This is a genomic window from Streptomyces sp. NPDC032940 (assembly GCF_040636935.1).
Taxonomy (GTDB): domain Bacteria; phylum Actinomycetota; class Actinomycetes; order Streptomycetales; family Streptomycetaceae; genus Streptomyces.
The window spans coordinates 254,905-272,673 of the sequence record NZ_JBEZVJ010000005.1; the positions used below are offsets into that span (position 1 = coordinate 254,905).

General features: G+C 73.9%; 14 protein-coding genes. 2 read left to right on the top strand and 12 right to left on the bottom strand.

Annotated elements, in window-relative coordinates; all coding sequences use genetic code 11:
- Positions 1-18 precede the first annotated feature (18 nt).
- Both AB0E77_RS09730 and AB0E77_RS09735 read right to left on the bottom strand, forming a co-directional pair.
- On the bottom strand, positions 19-1,506 hold the full coding sequence (locus AB0E77_RS09730) for an AlkA N-terminal domain-containing protein (RefSeq protein WP_361568045.1): 1,488 nt from the start codon (positions 1,504-1,506) through the stop codon (positions 19-21).
- Between the two features lie 55 nt (positions 1,507-1,561).
- Complete coding sequence (locus AB0E77_RS09735; protein WP_361568048.1) at positions 1,562-3,490, bottom strand: heavy metal translocating P-type ATPase; 1,929 nt, start codon at positions 3,488-3,490, stop codon at positions 1,562-1,564.
- A 72-nt stretch (positions 3,491-3,562) separates the two neighbouring features.
- Between AB0E77_RS09735 and AB0E77_RS09740 the strand changes: the two genes are divergently transcribed.
- A complete protein-coding gene (locus AB0E77_RS09740; RefSeq protein ID WP_361568051.1) occupies positions 3,563-3,925 on the top strand; it encodes a metalloregulator ArsR/SmtB family transcription factor in 363 nt (120 codons plus the stop codon).
- Here the strand turns inward: AB0E77_RS09740 and AB0E77_RS09745 are convergent.
- The 3 genes from AB0E77_RS09745 to AB0E77_RS09755 all read right to left on the bottom strand — a co-directional run bounded on the left by AB0E77_RS09745 (position 3,906) and on the right by AB0E77_RS09755 (position 9,721).
- A complete protein-coding gene (locus tag AB0E77_RS09745; protein ID WP_361568053.1) occupies positions 3,906-4,796 on the bottom strand; it encodes a DUF72 domain-containing protein in 891 nt (296 codons plus the stop codon). The two genes, AB0E77_RS09740 and AB0E77_RS09745, sit on opposite strands and share 20 nt — an antisense overlap.
- Positions 4,797-4,845: 49 nt before the next feature.
- A complete protein-coding gene (locus AB0E77_RS09750; RefSeq protein ID WP_361568056.1) occupies positions 4,846-8,760 on the bottom strand; it encodes a glycoside hydrolase family 2 TIM barrel-domain containing protein in 3,915 nt (1,304 codons plus the stop codon).
- 217 nt (positions 8,761-8,977) lie between these two features.
- On the bottom strand, positions 8,978-9,721 hold the full coding sequence (locus AB0E77_RS09755) for a phosphodiesterase (RefSeq protein WP_361568058.1): 744 nt from the start codon (positions 9,719-9,721) through the stop codon (positions 8,978-8,980).
- Between the two features lie 166 nt (positions 9,722-9,887).
- Here AB0E77_RS09755 and AB0E77_RS09760 point away from each other — a divergent pair, with 166 nt between their 5' ends.
- Positions 9,888-10,505, top strand: coding sequence for a CGNR zinc finger domain-containing protein (locus AB0E77_RS09760; protein WP_361568061.1), 618 nt, complete (start codon positions 9,888-9,890; stop codon positions 10,503-10,505).
- Between the two features lie 89 nt (positions 10,506-10,594).
- Here AB0E77_RS09760 and AB0E77_RS09765 read toward each other — a convergent pair whose 3' ends face one another.
- The 7 genes from AB0E77_RS09765 to AB0E77_RS09795 all read right to left on the bottom strand — a co-directional run bounded on the left by AB0E77_RS09765 (position 10,595) and on the right by AB0E77_RS09795 (position 17,751).
- Entirely contained in the window at positions 10,595-11,266 is a 672-nt protein-coding gene (locus AB0E77_RS09765) for an ATP-binding cassette domain-containing protein (protein ID WP_361568064.1), read from the bottom strand.
- Complete coding sequence (locus AB0E77_RS09770) at positions 11,259-12,245, bottom strand: ABC transporter ATP-binding protein (protein WP_361568066.1); 987 nt, start codon at positions 12,243-12,245, stop codon at positions 11,259-11,261. Before AB0E77_RS09770 ends, AB0E77_RS09765 begins: the two co-directional genes overlap by 8 nt.
- On the bottom strand, positions 12,242-13,138 hold the full coding sequence (locus tag AB0E77_RS09775; RefSeq protein WP_361568069.1) for an ABC transporter permease: 897 nt from the start codon (positions 13,136-13,138) through the stop codon (positions 12,242-12,244). Before AB0E77_RS09775 ends, AB0E77_RS09770 begins: the two co-directional genes overlap by 4 nt.
- A 5-nt stretch (positions 13,139-13,143) precedes the next feature.
- Positions 13,144-14,112 (bottom strand): ABC transporter permease, encoded by a 969-nt coding sequence (locus AB0E77_RS09780; RefSeq protein WP_361568072.1) that lies wholly within the window; start codon positions 14,110-14,112, stop codon positions 13,144-13,146.
- A gap of 20 nt (positions 14,113-14,132) precedes the next feature.
- Positions 14,133-15,722, bottom strand: a complete 1,590-nt coding sequence (locus AB0E77_RS09785; RefSeq protein ID WP_361568074.1) for an ABC transporter substrate-binding protein — start codon at positions 15,720-15,722, stop codon at positions 14,133-14,135.
- A 113-nt stretch (positions 15,723-15,835) separates the two neighbouring features.
- Positions 15,836-16,345 carry an O-acetyl-ADP-ribose deacetylase gene (locus AB0E77_RS09790; RefSeq protein WP_361568077.1) on the bottom strand — a complete coding sequence of 170 codons (510 nt, stop codon included), beginning with the start codon at positions 16,343-16,345 and terminating at the stop codon, positions 15,836-15,838.
- Positions 16,342-17,751 (bottom strand): NAD(P)/FAD-dependent oxidoreductase, encoded by a 1,410-nt coding sequence (locus AB0E77_RS09795; protein WP_361568079.1) that lies wholly within the window; start codon positions 17,749-17,751, stop codon positions 16,342-16,344. The genes AB0E77_RS09790 and AB0E77_RS09795 overlap by 4 nt, the downstream gene beginning before the upstream one ends.
- Positions 17,752-17,769 lie beyond the last annotated feature (18 nt).

Consider the following 17,769-nt stretch of genomic DNA (forward strand, 5'->3'; position numbering starts at 1 on the left):
GTTGACACGGGTCCGTCCTCACACGGGCAGGAAGTTGATCGGGTGGCTGTCGGTCGCCCACAGGTACTGGACGGCGTACGCCCGCCAGGGCCGCCAGGCCGCCGCGCGGGCGGTGAGCGCCGCGGGGGTGGACGGCAGGCCCAGATCGCGTGCGGCGCGGCGGATGCCGAGGTCGGTGGGGAGGAAGGCGTCGGGGTCGCCGAGGGCGCGCATCGCGATGACGTCGGCGGTCCAGGGACCGAAGCCGGGGAGGGCGAGGAGCCGGGCGCGGGTGTCGGCCCGGTCGGTCTCGACGCCGAGGCTGAGGGAGCCGTCGGCGAGGTGGCGGACCAGGGTGGTGAGGGTGGTCCGGCGGGTGCGGGGCATCGCCAGCGACTCCGGGTCCACCTCCGCGAGGGCCTCGGTCGACGGGAAGATGTGGGTCAGTCCGCCCTCCGGGTCCTCCACCGGGTCGCCGTGGGCGGTGACCAGGCGGGCCGCGTGGGTGCGGGCGGCGGCGGTGGAGACCTGCTGGCCGAGGACGGCACGGACGGCGAACTCGGCCTCGTCGACGGTGCGCGGGACCCGGCGGCCGGGGGCCTTGTCGACCAGCGGCGCGAGCAGCGGGTCGGTGCGCAGCTGGTCGTCGACGGCGACCGGGTCGGCGTCGAGGTCGAGCAGGCGCCGGCAGCGGCTGATGGCGACGGTCAGGTCACGCAGGTCGGAGAGGGTGAGGCGGCAGGCGATGTGGTCGGGCGTGGGGGTGAGGGCGACGACGCCCCGGCCGTACGGGAGGCGCAGGGTGCGGCGGTAGGCGCCGTCCCGCCACTCCTCCACACCCGGTACGGCGGTGGCGGCGAGGTGGCCGAAGAGGTTGTCGGGGTTGAGCGGGGCGCGGAAGGGGAGGCGGAGGGACAGCGCGCCGCCGGGGGCGCCGGCCGGCGCGTCCTTGGGGGCGCGGCGGGCGCGCAGCTCGCTCGGGGCGAGCGCGAAGACCTCGCGGACCGTGTCGTTGAAGGTGCGGACGGAGGAGAAGCCGGCCGCGAAGGCGATGTCGGCCATCGGGAGCGGGGTCGTCTCGATGAGCAGCCGGGCGGTCTGGGCGCGCTGGGCGCGGGCGAGGGCGAGGGGGCCCGCGCCCAGTTCGGCGAGGAGCTGGCGTTCGATCTGGCGGGTGCTGTAGCCGAGCCGGGCGGCGAGGCCGGGGACGCCCTCGCGGTCCACGACGCCGTCGGCGATCAGGCGCATGGCGCGGGCGGTGAGGTCGGCCCGCTGGTTCCACTCCGGTGAGCCGGGGCTGGTGTCCGGGCGGCAGCGTTTGCACGCCCGGAACCCGGCCTGCTGGCAGGCCGCCGCGCTCGGGTAGAAGGTCATGTTCTCCGGCTTGGGCGGCACCACGGGGCAGCTCGGCCGGCAGTAGATGCGGGTGGTCAGGACGGCGGTGAAGAACCAGCCGTCGAAACGCGCGTCCTTGGACCGGACGGCGCGCACGCAGCCCTCGGTGTCGGTGTGCATTCCCGTCTGCATGTGTCCAGGATGGTCCACCGGACGGGCCGGGGCTGGCGAGAATCCGACATGGACCTCACGCTTCCTGCGGTTCGCCGGATCGCCACGCGGACTCGCGCAGCAGTCTCAGCCCGTTGAGCCCGACCAGCACCGTAGAGCCCTCGTGCCCGGCGACGCCGAGCGGCAGCGGGAGGTGGCCGATCAGGTCCCAGGCGACGAGCGCGGTGATGGCGGTGCCCGCGATCACCAGGTTCTGCACGACCAGCCGGCGGGCGCGCCGGGACAGGCGGACGACCGCGGGTACGGCCGTCAGCTCGTCGCGGACGACGACCGCGTCCGCCGTCTCCAGGGCCAGGTCGGAACCCGCGCGGCCCATGGCGATGCCGGCGTGGGCCGCGGCGAGGGCGGGGGCGTCGTTGACGCCGTCGCCGACGAAGAGCACCTTGTGCCCGGCCCGCTCATGCTCCCGTACGGCCCGGGCCTTGCCGTCGGGCAGCAGGCCGGCGCGGACGTCGGTGAGACCGGTGGCGTCGGCCACGCGGACGGCGGCGGCCTCGTGGTCGCCGGTGAGCAGGGCGGGGGCGGTGCCGGTGAGGGCGGTGAGCGCGGCGGTGGCCGCGGCGGCGTCGGGGCGCAGGCGGTCGGTGAGGGCGAGGCTGCCGAGCGGGGTGCCGTCGCGGGTGACCTGGACGGTGGTCTCGGCGCCCTGGGGCGTGTCCGCCCGGCCGACGTGCACCTCGTGGCCCTCGACCACGGCCGTGACGCCGTGCCCCGGGGCCGCCTCGAAGTGCTCGGCGGGGGCGAGGCGCAGGCCGCGGGTGCGGGCGGCGGCGACGATCGCGCGGGCCAGCGGGTGCTCGCTGGGGTGCTCGGCGGCGGCCGCGAGGGCGAGGAGGGCGTCCTCGTCGAGGCCGGTCGCGGGCAGCGGGCGTACGGCCGTGACCTCGGGGGTGCCCTCGGTGAGGGTGCCGGTCTTGTCGAGGGCGGCGGTGTCGATCTCGCCGAGGCGTTCCATCGCGACCGCCGACTTCACGAGGACGCCGTGCCGGCCGGCGTTGGCGATGGCGGACAGCAGGGGCGGCATCGTGGCGAGGACGAGTGCACAGGGCGAGGCGACGATCATGAAGGTCATGGCGCGCAGCAGGGCGTCGGTGAGTCCGGCGCCGAGGGCGAGCGGGATGCCGAAGACCGCGAGGGTGGCGGCGACCACGCCGACCGCGTAGCGCTGCTCGATCTTCTCGATGAACAGCTGCGTGGGCGCCTTGGTGCGGGACGCCTCCTCGACCAGGGTGACGATCCGGGCGATCACCGAGTCGGCGGGGGCGCGGGCGACGCGGACGCGCAGGGCGCCGGTGCCGTTGAGGGTGCCGGCGAAGACGTCGTCGCCGGGGCGTTTGAGGACCGGGAGGGATTCGCCGGTGATGGTGGCCTGGTCGACCTCGCCGGTGCCGTCGGTCACCGAGCCGTCGGCGCCGATCCGCTCCCCGGGCCGGACCAGGAGGAGGTCGCCGACGGCGAGGGAGGCGGTCGGGACGGTCTCCTCGCGGTCGCCGGTGAGCCGGGTCGCGGTGGTGGGGGCGAGGTCGAGCAGGCCGCGCACGGAGTCGGCGGTGCGGGCGGTGGCGAGGGCCTCCAGGGCGCCGGAGGCGGCGAAGATGACGATCAGCAGGGCGCCGTCGAGGAGCTGCCCGATGGCCGCCGCGCCGAGCGCCGCGACGATCATCAGCAGGTCGACGTCCAGGGTTCTCTCGCGCAGCGCGCGCAGACCCTCCAGGGCCGGTTCCCAGCCGCCCGTGGCATAGGCGACCGCGTACAGCGGGCCGTACGCCCACACGGGGGCGCCGCCGAGGTCGAGCGGCAGGGCCGTGAGGAAGGCCAGCAGCGAGGCGAGGGCCCAGCGGGCCTCGGGCAGGGCGAGGGCACGGGTGCGCCGGCGGGACGGCACCGGGGCCGAGGGCGTGGTCTGCGGAGCGGGGGCAAGCGTCGTGGACACGCGGCACACCATACAGGAACACATGAAGACCCATTCATTCGTTCATCCGTTCAGGTGCCTTCCGGGTCCCCGTAAGATGGCCGCATGGGTCATGGAGCCGCCAGCACCGCGCAGGACGCCGCCGAACGGGTGCGCCTGGACGCGGACAACGTGGCGAAGGTCGCCACCACCCTCCAGGCCCTGTCCACCCCGTCCCGGCTGCTGATCCTCGCCCGGCTGCGCGAAGGACCGCTCCCCGCCACCGAGTTGGCGGCCGAGGTCGGCATGGAGCAGTCGGCCTGCTCGCACCAGTTGCGCCTGCTGCGCAACCTCGGCCTGGTGGTCGGTGAGCGCAGGGGCCGCTCGGTGGTGTACGCCCTGCACGACCACCACGTCGCCGAACTGCTCGACCAGGCCGTGTACCACGTGGAACACCTGCGGCTGGGGATCAGCGACGCGGCTCGCTGAGCAGTCGCCGCATGTCCTCCGCGGCGCGTACGGCGGCGTCCCCGCAGCAGTTGTTGAACAGCACGTGCAGCTCGCCGGTCTGCCGGGCAGCACGCCGCAACCGCGGTACCCAGGCGGCGAGTTCGGTCACGTCGTAGTCGTGGCGGAAGCGGTCCTCCTTGCTGCCCCTGCCCCACGCCGGGCTGCGGCCGTGGAACCGCACGACGGCGAGCGCGGGCCGGGTGACGGGCACGACGGGCGGCAGGGAGCCGGGCAGACCTTGGGCCATGTCCACGCCGACGGCGCCGGCGCCGAGACCGGTGAGCAGCGCGGCGGTGGCGTCCGCCCGGTCCGGCGCCCACCAGTCAGGGTGCCGGAACTCCACGGCGAGCGGCATCTCCCCCGTGCGCCGTGCGCAGTCCCGCAGGGTGTCCTCCGCCTTCGGGCCGGGCCCGAACCAGGGCGGGAACTGGAACAGCAGGGTGCCGAGCCGCCCCGCCGCCCGAAGCGGTTCGACGGCGTCGGTGAAGCGTCCCCACACCTCGTCGAGGAGGGCGGCGGCCGCCCGCCCGCGCCGCAGCAGGCCGCGCTCCTCGCCGCCGAGGCCGTCCCGCAGGTCGGCCGGCAGGGCCTCGGGGCGGGTGGGGTGGCCGGTCAGCAGGGAGAAGGCCTTCACGTCGAAGCGGAAGCCGTCCGGGGTGCGCTCCACCCACAGCTCGCTGTTGCGGCGGCTGGGCAACGCGTAGTAGCCGGCGTCCACTTCGACGACGGGCAGCCGGGAGGCGTAGTGCCGCAGCCGCCCCTCGGCGTCCCGCCGTCCGCGGGGATACCAGCCGCTCGCGACGAGTTGCCGGTCCGTCCACGAGCATGCCCCGACCAGAACGTCACCCATGGGAGCCCGGTTACCCCGGGTTCCCGGTTCGATCCGGCTGGATCCGCGTCTACTCGGTCGCCGTCGGCAGCCGCGAGGCCGCCATGGCGTCGCGCACGTCGGTGAGCGGGCGCAGCCGGTAGGTGTACGTGTAGTCCCGGTCGGCGAACAGCTTGAACTCGTCGTGGGTGTGCGCGCCCCAGCTGTTGTCGCCGCCGACACCCATCTGTCGGTGGTTCAGGCGCAGTACCACCTCGTCGCGCGGGGTGAGCTGGTAGTCGTGGCGCACGCCGGCCGACAGGTCCTCGGGCGTGAAGTGCGAGGCGTTGGCCTCCAGCAGGGGTTCGCCGGTGGCGAGCAGACCCCTGCCCCGGGAGTCGGTGAGCGCGATCCAACGGACGTCGGTCCTGTTGCCGTTCTCCTGGGGGCGGATGTAGGGCGTCCACTGCTCGGCGACGGTCCCGGAGTACAGGCCGACGTCGGAGCCGGTGTTGCGGTCCCAGTAGTTCTCGTCGGGGCCACGGCCGTAGTAGTGCAGCCGGTCCAGGCGGCCGGGCAGCAGGAGCAGGGTGCCGACCTCGGGGATGTAGGGCAGGTTCGCGGCGCCGGGGTGCAGGGTGTTGTCGACCTTGATCTCGGCGTTGCCGAAGACCGTGTAGGTGGTGGTGTACGCCGACTCGGTGGTGGTCGGCAGGGTGCCGCTGACCTTGATCTCGACGGCCCGGTCGCCCAGGGTCCGCACGGTGACGTCCGTGACGGTGCGGCGGGCGCCGGCGTCGCGCCAGGTCTGGTTGCGGGTGTGCTGGCCGTTGCCCTTGTCGTTGTCGGTGGGCGCCCGCCAGAAGTTGGGCACGGGCCCGGAGGTGATCAGGCGGGTGCCGTTCGCTTCGTAGGAGGTGATGGTGCCGCTGCGCTTGTCGACGGTGACGGAGAAGTCCTCGCCGCGCACGGTGACGTCCTGGTCGCGCTCGTCGTGGCGCAGCGCGGGGACGCTCGTGAGCGGTGCGGGGGTGACGGCCGGGCTGCCGGCGTCGAGCGGGAGCTGCTGCCGGGCCACCTCGAAGCCCGCCTTCGCCCACGGCGTGGACTCCTTGGTGGTGAAGGAGAGCCGCAGGAAGTACTCCGTACCCGGCTCGGGGCCGGCCGGCAGGCGCACGGGGACGGTGATGTCCTTGCTCGACAGCGGCGGGACGGTCAGCTGCTCGCGGGTCAGCCTGCCCTGCCGTACGGTCTTGCCGTCGGCGATCAGTTCCCAGCGGCCGTCGAACTCGCGGAGGTCGGTGAACAGGAACTCGTTGGTGAGGGTGACCGCTCCCGGTGCGCCGCCGGGCGTGGCGGCCGCGTTGACGGCCTGGTAGACCTGCTTGACCTCGGTGGCCTTGCCGGTGTGGCCGCGGTCCGCGGTGATGATGCCGTCGGCGACGAAGGCGCCGTCGTTGGGGTTGTCGCCCCAGTCGCCGCCGTAGGCGAGGAAGGTCTTCTCCTTCGGCCGCTTCGTCTCGGTCTTCACGGTGGCGGCGTCGAACCAGAAGCGCACGCCCTCGTCGTCCGGACCGCGCCCGTCGGAGGCGAGTTCGGAGCCGGCGAGGGCGCGGGCGTAGACGCGGGCGCGGCGGATGGTGCCGCTGAACTCGCGGGTCTGGTTGTCGGCGTCGGTGGCCAGGGACAGCGGCGCGGTGTTGACGCTGGGGCGCCGGTCGGTGCTGCGGGTGGCTCTCACCTCGCCGTCGACGTACAGGGTCAGGGTACCCGCGTCCGCGTCGAAGACGCCCGCGACGTGGTGCTCGCGGCCGGTCCAGTCGTCCGGCACGTTCCAGGTCGCGGTGATCCACTGGCCGGCCGAGTGGATGAAGAACTCCAGCCTGCGGTCGGTCTGCTTGAGCGCGTACTGGGTGTCGCCCTTGGCGAGGATGGGCTGGTGGTAGCCGGTGACGTGCGGGGTGACCCAGGCCTCCAGGGTCAGGGAGCCGGTGAGGTCGAGGCTGTCGTGGCGCTGGAAGACCGTGATGCCCGACAGGCCCTTGTCCCGGTCGAGGGTGCCGCGGGTGGCCAGGATCTCGCCGCGCAGCCCGGCCGGGCCGGACTCGGTGAGCAGGGTGCGGGCCGGGACGGGCGTGTAGAGGGACTGGTCGACGAAGTCCCAGATCCAGCCGCCCTGGAGGACGTCGTAACGGCGGACGAGGTCCCAGTACTTCTTGAGGTTGCCGGTGGAGTTGCCCATGGAGTGGGCGTACTCGATCATCACGTAGGGCCGGGTGTCGGCGGTGTCCTTCGCGCGCTGCTCGACGCGCTGGGGGCTGTCGTACATCTCCGAGCGGACGTCGCTGATGCCGGGGCGGTCGTCGCCCTCGTACTGGATGACGCGGGTGTCGTCGTAGGAGCGGATCCAGTCGTGCATGGCGGTGAAGGTGGAGCCGCCGCCGGCCTCGTTGCCCAGGGACCAGATGACGACCGAGGCGTGGTTCTTGTCGCGGTGGACCATGTTCTGGGCGCGGGCCACGCAGGCCGCGGTCCAGTCGGGGTGGTCGCCCGGGTACTCGCCGCGGATGCCGTGGGTCTCGAGGTTGGTCTCGTCGACGAGGTAGAGGCCGTACTCGTCGGCGAGTTCGAGCCAGTACGGGTTGTTGGGGTAGTGCGAGGTGCGGACGCTGTTGATGTTCATCCGCTTGATGATCCTGATGTCCTCGATCAGGTCCTCGCGCGTCAGCGCCGTGCCGCGGACCGGGTGCATCTCGTGCCGGTTGGTGCCGCGGAAGGAGACGGGCTTCCCGTTGATCCGCATCAGCCCGTCCTTGAGGGCGAACTCGCGGAAGCCGACCCGGTGGGACAGGGTCTCGACCACCTTGCCGGAGGGGTCGCGCAGGCGCAGCACGGCGGTGTACAGGTCCGGGTGCTCGGCCGACCACAGCTTCGGCGCCGCCACGGCCTTGGCCGCGCTCACGGTGACGTCCTCGCCGGCGCGGACCGTGCCGAGGTCGGCGCTCTGCCGGAGCGGCCGGGACCAGACGGCGTGGCCGCGGGCGTCGTAGAGCTGGGTCTCCACCGTGTACCGGCCGGCGTCGCCGCCGCCGTACGCGCGCACGCTCGCGGTGACCTTCAGCTCGGCGGCGGTGTAGGTGGCGTTCAGCGGGGTGTCCAGCTTGAAGTCGCGGATGTGCGCGGCCGGCGTGGAGTAGAGGTATACCGAGCGGAAGATGCCGCTCAGCCGGATCATGTCCTGGTCCTCCAGCCAGTCGCCGTCGGAGTAGCGGTACACCTCCACCGCGATCTGGTTGGTGCCCGGCTTCAGGTGGTCGGTGACGTCGTACTCGGACGGGGTGTAGGAGTCCTCGTCGTAGCCGACCGGCTCGCCGTTGATCCACACGTAGTGCGCGGACTTGACGCCCTCGAAGTGCAGGAAGGTGCGGCGGCCCGACCAGTCGCGCGGCACGGTGAAGGTCCGCCGGTACTGGCCGACCGGGTTGTAGCGAGTCGGCGCGGCGGGCGGCTGCGGCTCCTCGCCCCGGCCGTTGGGGCCCCAGTACGGGTAGGTGATGTTCAGGTAGATCGGGAAGTCGTGGCCGTGCGTCTGCCAGACGGAGGGGACCGGGATGGTGCCCCAGTCGCTGTCGTCGGTGTCGGTGCGGTGGAAGTCGGCGTCGCGGTCGTCGGGGCGGTCGGCGTAGGCGAACTTCCAGGTGCCGTCGAGGCTCAGCCGGTACGGCGAGCGGGTGCGGTCGGCGGCCAGGGCCTGGCGCACGTCCGCGTAGGGCATGAGCGTGGTGTGCGGCGGCTCGGTGCCGATCCGGAAGACGCCGAAGTCGTTCCACGCGGGGGGTTCCCCGGCCGCCGCGCGCCGCCCGGCCGCGAGCGCGGCGACGGGCGAGGCGGACAGGGCGAGCGCGCCGAAGAGGGCGGCACCGCCCTCCAGGAGGCGGCGGCGGCTGACGACCGGGCGGGGGCGGGGGGCCGGGATACCGGCGGGTGACACGGGTGAGTGCGGCATGACCGTGGCCTTCCGTGTGGCGTCGGGGGCGGCTCAAGCACGGTGCTGCACCGGCTGGTGGCGGTGATGCGGACGCCAACTGCCGGTGATGGAGCGGCTACTGGATCAGGGTCACCCTAGGACTCGCACACAACCGAATCAATTACCCCGTCGGACTTTGTTGGTTCCTGATGGCAGACCGCCCCGCCACCCCTTCCCGTCACTCCTCGGCCCAAGGTCAGAGGACCACCCGGTAGTGGGTGGTCAGCCGCAGGCCGTCGTCCAGGACGTGGAAGGCGAGGCCGGGCGGCTGCTCGCGGTCGGCGGGCCGGTCGCCCTCCCAGGGCATGCGCAGGGTCCAGGTGACGGCCGGTCCGACGACCAGGGGCCGGCCAGCGAAGACCGAGGCGGCGGCCGTGTGGGCGTGGCCGGTCAGCACGGCGGCGACCCGGGGGTGTGCGTCCAGCAGGGCGGCCAGGCGCTCGGGCCGCTCGAGCATCGCGGAGTCGGGCAGGGGGTGGTGGAGCGCCACCGGCGGCTGGTGGAAGGCGATCAGCGCCGGAGTGCCCTGCGGCAGTGCGGCGAGCCGAGCCTCGATCCAGTCGTACGTCTCGTCGTCGAGGCGGCCTTCGTCGCGGCCGGGGATCGTGGAGTCGCACATCAGGACGGCGGTGCCGGCGACGTGGTGGATCCGGTTGACGGGTGACGTGTCCGGGCTCTCGCCGAGCAGGGCCTTGCGGTAGGCGGCGCGCGCGTCGTGGTTGCCGGGGCAGGTGAGCACCGGGAAGGGCGCCTCCAGGATGCGCGCCGCCTCCTCGTACTCGGCCTCGGTCCCGTGGTCGGCGATGTCCCCGGTGACCAGGAGGGCGTCGACCGGGCGCGGCAGGGACCGCAGGTGGTCCATGACGCGCACGGCACGCCGGGTGGCGCGCTCGCTGCCGTCCAGGTGCAGGTCGCTGATCTGTGCAAGCAGCACGGACATGAATCGTCCTCCCCGTGAGCGGCCCTCGCCGCCGTCCCGGGCGCCGGGCCGGGCGTCCCACCCGTCGGCACCTAACGGTTGTTATCGTTTTTCCGTTAGAGACCCTAGAGTGTGACGGGCATACGATCAAGCAGAGGGACGACCGGCCGTGGAAGGGGATGCAGAGGTGGAGCGTTGGCTGGCACTGGAGTTGGCGGGCACGATCCGCCACGACGGGGACGGCGGCGTCGCCGACGACCTCGCCACGGTGCGCGGGGCCGCCGAGTGGATCGAGGCCCGGGCCGGCCTGCCGGACCTCCGTGTCCCGCCCGGGGAACCGGCCGTTGACGAGGGGCTGCGGAGCGAACTCGTCGAGCTGCGCCGCGCGGTCCGTGCGCTGTTCGCACGGGCGGTCAGTCCGGCGCCCCCGAGCCCGGCGGACGCCGGACGCCTGATGCCGGCCGACCGCGCGGTGGCCCATGTCAACGCCGTCGCCGCCCGTGAACCGGTCGTCCCGCAGCTGGCCTGGCCCCCGGAGGAGGCCCCCTCCACGCTGCTGCGCTCGGCGGAGGAGAATCCGGGGACGCGGCTCCTGGCGGCGCTGGCCCGGGCCGCCGTCGACTTCCTGAGCGGCCCCGAGCGCGAGCGGCTGCGCGCCTGCACCGCGCCCCGTTGCGTGCGCTACTTCGTCAAGTCCCACGGACGGCAGGAGTGGTGCAAGCCGTCCTGCGGCAACCGCGCGCGGGCGGCGCGCCACTACCGTCGCCGGCACCCGGGCGCCGGCGACGGCGGCACCGCCGCGTGACGGCGATCAGGCGTTCCGGACTCCGGCGACGCCGGCCTCGGGGCGCAGGATGAACCCCGACTGCTGACCCCGTGGACCGGACTTGACCGTCACATGTCGGTCGGGGCGGGGGTCAGGGCGGACCAGTGGACGGTCCGGTCGCACCAGCGGTCGAGGAGGGTGCGGTCGTGGCCGACGGCCAGCAGTCCGGCGCCGGTGGCGGCGCGGTACTCCTCGACCACGGCGACGAGGGCGGCGGTGGTGGACGCGTCGAGCATCGCGGTCATCTCGTCGCAGACCAGCCAGCGCGGGCGCAGGACGAGGGCGCGGGCGAGGCAGGCGCGTTGCAGCTGGCCGTCGCTGACCTCGTGCGGGCGCCGGTTCAGCAGGTCGGCGGTCAGTCCGACGGTGGCGGCCAGTTCGGCGACCCGGCCGGCGAGCCCCTCGCGGCGGCCGGTGGCGCGCAGCGGTTCGGCGATCAGGTCCGTCAGCGGCAGCCGGGGGTCCGCGGAGAGACGGGCCTGCTGGAAGACGACGCCGAAGGCGGTGCGCTGCGCGCGGGGTGCCCGGTGGCGCCAGTGGCGTACGGGTGCGCCGTCGAGGAGCAGGGTGCCGGAGTCGGGTCGGTGCAGCAGGGCGGCGACGCGCGCGAGGGTGGACTTGCCGCAGCCGCTGGGGCCGAGCAGCCCGACGGCCTCCCCGGGCCTGACCGTCAGGGAGACGTCGCGGACGACCGGTGCGTTTCTCAGGTATCCGGCGGTGACGTCGCGCAGTTCAAGCACGGTCGGCCGCCTCCTCGACGGGCGTGGGGTGCGGATGGTGGCAGGCGACCGTGCCGGTCAGCGGCGGCAGGTCCGCGCAGGCGCCGGTCGCCCGGTCGCAGCGGGCGGCGAAGGCGCAGCCGGCGGGGAGGTCGCCGAGTTCGGGCGGCAGCCCGGGGATCGGGGTGAAGGACCGGTCGGGCAGCGCTTCGAGCAGGCCGCGGCTGTAGGGGTGGCGCGGTCCCGGGGTGCCGAAGAAGGCGGCGGCGTCGGCCAGTTCGACGACGCGGCCCGCGTACATCACGGCGACGCGGTCGGCGATGCGTTCGGCCGCGGCGAGGTCGTGGGTGATCATCAGCAGGGCCCGGTCGCCGTCGCCGTCCTTGTCGACGTGCCGGCGCAGTTCGTCGACGGTGCGGTCCACCAGGTCGCGGTGGAGTCCGGTGGTGGGCTCGTCGGCGAGCAGCAGCGGGGCGTCGCCGACGAGGGCGAGGGCGGTGGCGGCGCGCTGGGCGAGGCCGCCGGAGAGTTCGTGCGGATGGTGGTCGAGGTGGCCGGCGGGGAACGCGGCGCGTTCGGCGGCCCGCTCGGCGGCCTCGCGCAGCGCCGCGCGGCCCCGCACGCCGGTGAGCTGGGCGACCGTCTCCTCCAGCTGGGAGCGGACGGTGCGCACGGGCGTGAGGTGGGCGGCCGGGCTCTGCGGGACGAGGCCGATGCGGCGGCCTCGTACGGTCCGGGCGAAGGTCCGTTCGTCGGTGCCGAGCAGGTCGAGTTCGCCGAGCAGCGCGCTGCCCGCGGTCTGCGCGTTGCCGGGGAGCAGGCCGAGGAGCGCGGAGACCAGCACGGACTTGCCGCAGCCGCTCTCGCCGATCAGGGCGAGGCACTCGCCGGCCGCGACGTCGAAGTGCGCGTCCGTGACGGCCTCGACGCGCCGCCCGCCCGGCATCAGGAAGCGCACCGACAGTCCGCGCACCGACAGCACGGGGGTTCGCCCGGTCACAGCATCAGCTCCGATCGGCGGCGGGGGTTGATCCGCTCCCGCCAGGCCCCGGCGAGGCCGGCGACGGCGAGGGTGGGGACGATGACGAACAGGCCCGGGAAGAGCGTCGGCCACCACTGCCCGGCGAGCAGGGAGCCCCTCGCGTCCTGGATGAGAGTGCCGAGGCTCGCGGTGTGGGTGGGCAGCCCGAGCCCGAGGAAGGACAGCGCCGACTCGTGCCACATGGCGTGCGGCACCATCAGCACGGCGGCCAGCGCGGCCTGCGGCAGCACGCCGGGCAGCAGGTGCCGCACGGTCACCCGCCACCGGGAGGCGCCGCCGGTGACCGCCGCGTCGATGTAGGGCCGCGAGCGCAGGGAGAGCACTTCGGCGCGGACGATGCGGGCGGTCGACAGCCAGTGGGTGAGCCCCACCGAGACCACCACGGGCCATACGCCCGGCCGGAACATGGCGACGATGAAGATGCCGAGCAGCAGGTGCGGCACGGACGAGAAGGCGTCGACCACCCGCATCAGGGCCCGGTCGGCCCAGCCGCCCAGCGCCCCGGCCACGGCTCCCACGGCGGTGCCGACCACGGTCGCCGTCAGCGCCGCGGTCACTCCCACGAGGAGGGAGACGCGCAGTCCGTACACGCAGCGCAGCAGCAGGTCGCGGCCCACGTCGTCGGTGCCGAAGGGGTGGTGCCGGCTCGGCGCCCGCAGCTTGGCGGCCAGGTCGACGGCCTGCTGGTCGAGCTGGACCAGGGGCGGCACCAGCAGGACGGCGAGGAGGGCGACGGCCAGTACCGCGGCCGAGGTGCGCAGGCGCAGGGCCCGCGTGGAACGGCGTGCGGTGCCGTACGACCGCCAGGTCGTGGCGGGCCGTGCGGTCTTGCCGGTCGCGGAGTCAGCCATGGGAATCACATCTCACTGAGCTTCACCCTCGGGTCGAACAGTCCGTAGAGCAGGTCCGCGAGCAGGTTCCCGGCGAGGACGGCGACGGTGGCGAGGGTGGTCAGGGCGGCCAGCAGCGGGAAGTCGACGGCGGTGGCCGCCTCGACGGTGGCCGCCGCGATGCCCGGCCAGCTGAAGACGCTCTCGACCAGCAGGGCGCCGGTGATGAGTTCGGGCACGCGGGAGCCGATCAGGGTGAGCACCGGCAGCAGTCCGGAGCGCAGGGCGTGGCCCAGCAGGACGGTGCGCTCGGCGACGCCGCGGGCGCGGGCGCCGCGCACCGGGTCCTCGGCGAGGGCGTCGCCGACGCCCTGGCGTACGTACAGCGTGAACCAGGGCAGTTGGGAGACGGCGAGCACGCCGGCGGGCAGGATGACGTGGCCGGCGACCTGGCCCGGGGTGACCTGTTCGCTGGCGGTGTCGGTCAGGCCGCCGGCCGGGAGGACGTCCCACTGGAGGGCGAACAGCCAGACGGCGAGCAGCGCGGTCCAGAAGACCGGCGCCGCCTGCAGGGAGTAGGCGAGCGCGGTGACGGCGCGGTCGAGCGGCGCGCCGGGGCGGCGGGCGGCGAGGACGCCGAGCAGCGTGCCCACCAGCACGGCCGCCGCGAAGGCGACGGCGCACAGCAGCGCCGACCAGGCGAGGCGTTCGCCGATGACCTGGGTGACCGGCTGCCGCATCACCGAGGAGTGGCCGAGGTCGCCGGTGAGGGCGGAGGTCAGCCAGTGCCACCAGCGGGCGACGAAGGACCGGTCCACGCCGAGGTTGTCCCGCAGCCGGTCCAGGGTCTCCTGGTCGGCGCCGAGGGCGGCGGTGCCGGCGTACGCCTTGACGGGGTCGAAGGGGGAGGCGGCGGCGACCGCGAAGACGGCGAAGGTGACGACGAGGACGACGGGGACGGCGAACAGGGCCCGCCGTCCCGCCAGCCGCGCCATTCCTCCCCAGGGGACGGGGCTCACTTCTTGGGCTGCCAGTCCTCGATGTCCCACCAGGGCCCGCTGGCGAATCCGTGCTCGTGCGGCTCGAGCTGGGTGGTCAGCCCGTCCCAGCGGTCGGCGAGTACGTAGAGGTGGTCGATGTGGGTGAGGAAGGTGTAGCCGGGGTCGGTGACGAGCGCCTTCTGGACGCCGGTGTAGGCGGCGGCCCGGGTCCCGGCGTCCTGGCTGCGGCGGCCCGCGTCGAGCGCCTTGTCCACCGCCGGGTTGTCGTAGCCGGCCATGTTGTTGAAGCCGTCGCCCGCCAGGGAGGAGTGCAGCAGGGTGTAGAGGCCGAAGTCGGGGTCGCCGACGCTGCCGAAGCCGGCCAGCACCGCGTCGTGCTTCATGCGGGGTTCGATGACCTCCCAGGTAGCGCTCTCCGCCTTCACCTCGATGCCGGCCTTCTTGGCGTCGGAGGCGTAGGCGAGCGCGTGGTCCTGGCGGACCTTGTCGCCCGAGGGGTAGTACAGGGTGAACGCGGCGCGCTGTCCGTCCTTGGCGCGGATGCCGTCGGAGCCGGGCTTCCAGCCGGCCTCGTCGAGGACGCGCTTCGCCTCGGCGAGGTCGTGGGGGCGTTCGATGTCCCGGGCGTACCAGGGGTCGTTCGCGGGCAGCGGCCCGTAGGCGGGCGTGCCGGCCCCGTCGAGGATCGTGTCGACCATGGCCCGGCGGTCCACGGCGGCGTCGAGGGCCTGGCGGATCGCGCGGTCGCCGGTCACCTTGTGGGCGGTGGGCAGGGTGACGGCACGGAAGTCGTAGGACTTCGCCGCGTAGGTGCGTCTGCCGTCGTCCTTCTCGAAGGTCGCGGCGAGGTTGGGCGGCAGGACGGCGCCGTCGAGGTCGCCGGAGCGCAGCCGGGTGGCGCGCACGTTGTCGTCGGCGATGACCGCCATGGTGAAGGACTTCACCGCGGGCTCGCCGCCCCAGTAGTGCGGGTTGGCCTTGAAGGTGAGCTTCTCGCCCTTGCTCCAGTGCGCCAGGACGTACGGGCCGGTGCCGACCGGCTCGGTGTTGAAGTCACCGGTGTTGGGGTCCTGTCCGCCCGCGACGTGCTCGGGGACGATGGGCAGCACCGTGCGGGCGGGGAAGGGCGCGTAGGGGTACTTGAGGGTGAAGACGACGGTGTCGTCTCCGCTCGCGCGGACGTCCTTGACGGCGTCCAGTTCGCTGCGGGCGGTGTTGTTGGTCTTCGCGTCGAGGACGGTCTTGTACGTGTAGACCACGTCGGCGGCGGTGAACGGTTCGCCGTCGCTGAACTTCACGCCCTTGCGCAGGGTGTAGGTGTACGTCCGCCCGCCGTCGGCGACCTCGGGGAGCGCGGCGGCCAGGGCGGGCTTCAGCTTCAGTCCGGCGTCGCGGGCGAGCAGCCCGTCGAAGATCTTGGAGTTGCCGTCCTTGCCGTAGCCGAGCAGGGGGCTGAGGGTGTCCGGTTCGGAGGCCACCCCGATCACGACGGACTCCGCCCCCTCGGCGTCACCGCCTGTTCCGCCCCCCGGTGCGGAACAGGCGGTGACGCCGGCGGCGAACGCCGCCGCGGCGGCGGCACTTCGTATCCGACGGGTCGTCATGTCTCCCCCACACTTGTTGTTGATGCGCCGCTATTGCACATCAGTTGCAAGAGTGGCGTCAAGCCAGGTGGGAAGGGACCCGGGTGCCGGGCGGGAGTGAGTTCGGCCGCGGGTCAGCGCGTCCGGGCGGCGAACGCCTCGTACGCCCGGTCGTCGAAGAGGACGAACCGGACCTCCGTCACCGACGTCGGGGTGTCACGCACCGTCTCGACGGCGATGCGGGCCGCGTCGTCCATGGGCCAGCGGTAGACACCGGCGGAGATCGCCGGAAAGGCGACCGTGCGGGCGCCCAGTTCGCCGGCGATCCGGAGGGACTCGCGGTAGCAGGAGGCCAGCAGCTCGGAGCGGTCCTCGCTCGCCGACCAGACCGGGCCGACGGTGTGGATCACCCAGCGGGCGTCGAGCTCGCCCGCGGTGGTGGCGACGGCCTGTCCGGTGGGCAGGCCCTTGCCGAGGTGCCCGGCGCGCAGCTCGCGGCAGGCCGCCAGGATCGCGGGGCCGCCGCGCCGGTGGATGGCGCCGTCGACGCCGCCCCCGCCGAGCAGGGAGGAGTTGGCCGCATTGACGATCGCGTCGGCGCTCTGGCGCGTGATGTCGCCCCGGACCAGCGTGATGGTGGTCATGTCTGCCTCAGTCTTCGCCAGACGGCCTTCGCCGCGTTGTGTCCGGACATGCCGTGCACCCCGGGGCCCGGCGGGGTCGCCGACGAGCAGATGAAGACGGCCGGGTGCGGGGTGGCGTACGGGAACAGGGAGAGCTTGGGGCGCAGCAGCAGCTGGAGTCCGGAGACCGCGCCGGAGGCGATGTCCCCGCCGACGTAGTTGGCGTTGCGGGCGGCGATCTCGGGCGGGCCGGCGGTGGCGCGGGCGAGGACGCGGTCGCGGAACCCGGGGGCGAAGCGCTCCAGTTGGCGCTCGATCGCGTCGGTGAGGTCGCCGGTCCAGCCGCCCGGCACATGTCCGTACACCCAGAAGACCTGCCGGCCGGCTGGGGCCCGGGTGGGGTCGGCGACGCCGGGCTGCACGGTGATGAGGAACGGCCGGTCGGGCGCCCGGCCGGTGCGGGATGCGGCGTGCAGGGCGGCGCCGATCTCCGCGCTGTCGGCGCCGATCTGCACCGTGCCGGCGGTGCGGGGTGCCTCGGCCGTCCACGGGACCGGGCCGTCCAGCGCGTAGTCGATCTTGAAGACGCCCGGTCCGTACCGGTAGGAGTCGTAGTAGCTGCCGAGGCCGGCGATGCGGGCCAGGGCGGTGGGCGAGGTGTCGAAGACGTACGCGCGGGCCGGCGGCAGGTCGTCGAGGCGCTTGACCTCGTAGTCGGTGTGGACGGTGCCGCCGAGGTCGGTGAGGTAGGCGGCCAGCGCGTCGGAGACGGCCTGGGAGCCGCCGCGGGCCACCGGCCAGCCGCGGGCGTGGGCGGCGAGCGCGAAGACCAGGCCGATGGCGCCGGTGGCGAAGCCGCCGAGCGGGGCCATGACGTGCGCGACGAGTCCGGCGAAGAGGGTCCGCGCCTTCTCGTCGCGGAAGCGGCGCATCAGCCAGGTCGACGGCGGCAGTCCGACCAGGCCGAAGCGGGCGAGGGTGACCGGGTCGCGGGGCAGCGCGGTGTTCGGCAGGGACATGAAGTCGCGGGCCAGGGTGTCCCACCGGGGCAGGAACCGCTCGACCAGTCTGCGGTACGTGCCGGCGTCGCGCGGGCCGAAGGAGGCGGCGGTCTCGCCGACGGACCGGGACAGCACGGCGGCCGAGCCGTCGGGGAAGGGGTGCGCCATGGGCAGCGCGGGGTGCAGCCACTCCAGGCCGTACCGCTCCAGGGGCAGGGCGCGGAAGGCGGGTGAGTTGACGCCGAGCGGGTGGGCGGCCGAGCACGGGTCGTGGCGGAATCCGGGGAGGGTCAGTTCCTCCGTGCGGGCGCCGCCGCCGACGGTGTCCCGCGCCTCGAAGACGGCCACGGAGAAGCCGCGGCGGGCCAGCTCCACGGCAGCCGTCAGTCCGTTCGGCCCCGCACCCACCACGACCGCATCGAGCATCGACGGCACCTTCGGACT

Coding starts and splice junctions, on each gene's coding strand:
- AB0E77_RS09775 (WP_361568069.1), bottom strand. CDS start 13,138: ATGGCTGACTCCGCGACCGGCAAGACCGCACGGCCCGCCACGACCTGG.
- AB0E77_RS09740 (WP_361568051.1), top strand. CDS start 3,563: ATGGGTCATGGAGCCGCCAGCACCGCGCAGGACGCCGCCGAACGGGTG.
- AB0E77_RS09790 (WP_361568077.1), bottom strand. CDS start 16,345: ATGACCACCATCACGCTGGTCCGGGGCGACATCACGCGCCAGAGCGCC.
- AB0E77_RS09755 (WP_361568058.1), bottom strand. CDS start 9,721: ATGTCCGTGCTGCTTGCACAGATCAGCGACCTGCACCTGGACGGCAGC.
- AB0E77_RS09730 (WP_361568045.1), bottom strand. CDS start 1,506: ATGCAGACGGGAATGCACACCGACACCGAGGGCTGCGTGCGCGCCGTC.
- AB0E77_RS09750 (WP_361568056.1), bottom strand. CDS start 8,760: ATGCCGCACTCACCCGTGTCACCCGCCGGTATCCCGGCCCCCCGCCCC.
- AB0E77_RS09780 (WP_361568072.1), bottom strand. CDS start 14,112: ATGGCGCGGCTGGCGGGACGGCGGGCCCTGTTCGCCGTCCCCGTCGTC.
- AB0E77_RS09795 (WP_361568079.1), bottom strand. CDS start 17,751: ATGCTCGATGCGGTCGTGGTGGGTGCGGGGCCGAACGGACTGACGGCT.
- AB0E77_RS09735 (WP_361568048.1), bottom strand. CDS start 3,490: ATGGTGTGCCGCGTGTCCACGACGCTTGCCCCCGCTCCGCAGACCACG.
- AB0E77_RS09785 (WP_361568074.1), bottom strand. CDS start 15,722: ATGACGACCCGTCGGATACGAAGTGCCGCCGCCGCGGCGGCGTTCGCC.
- AB0E77_RS09745 (WP_361568053.1), bottom strand. CDS start 4,796: ATGGGTGACGTTCTGGTCGGGGCATGCTCGTGGACGGACCGGCAACTC.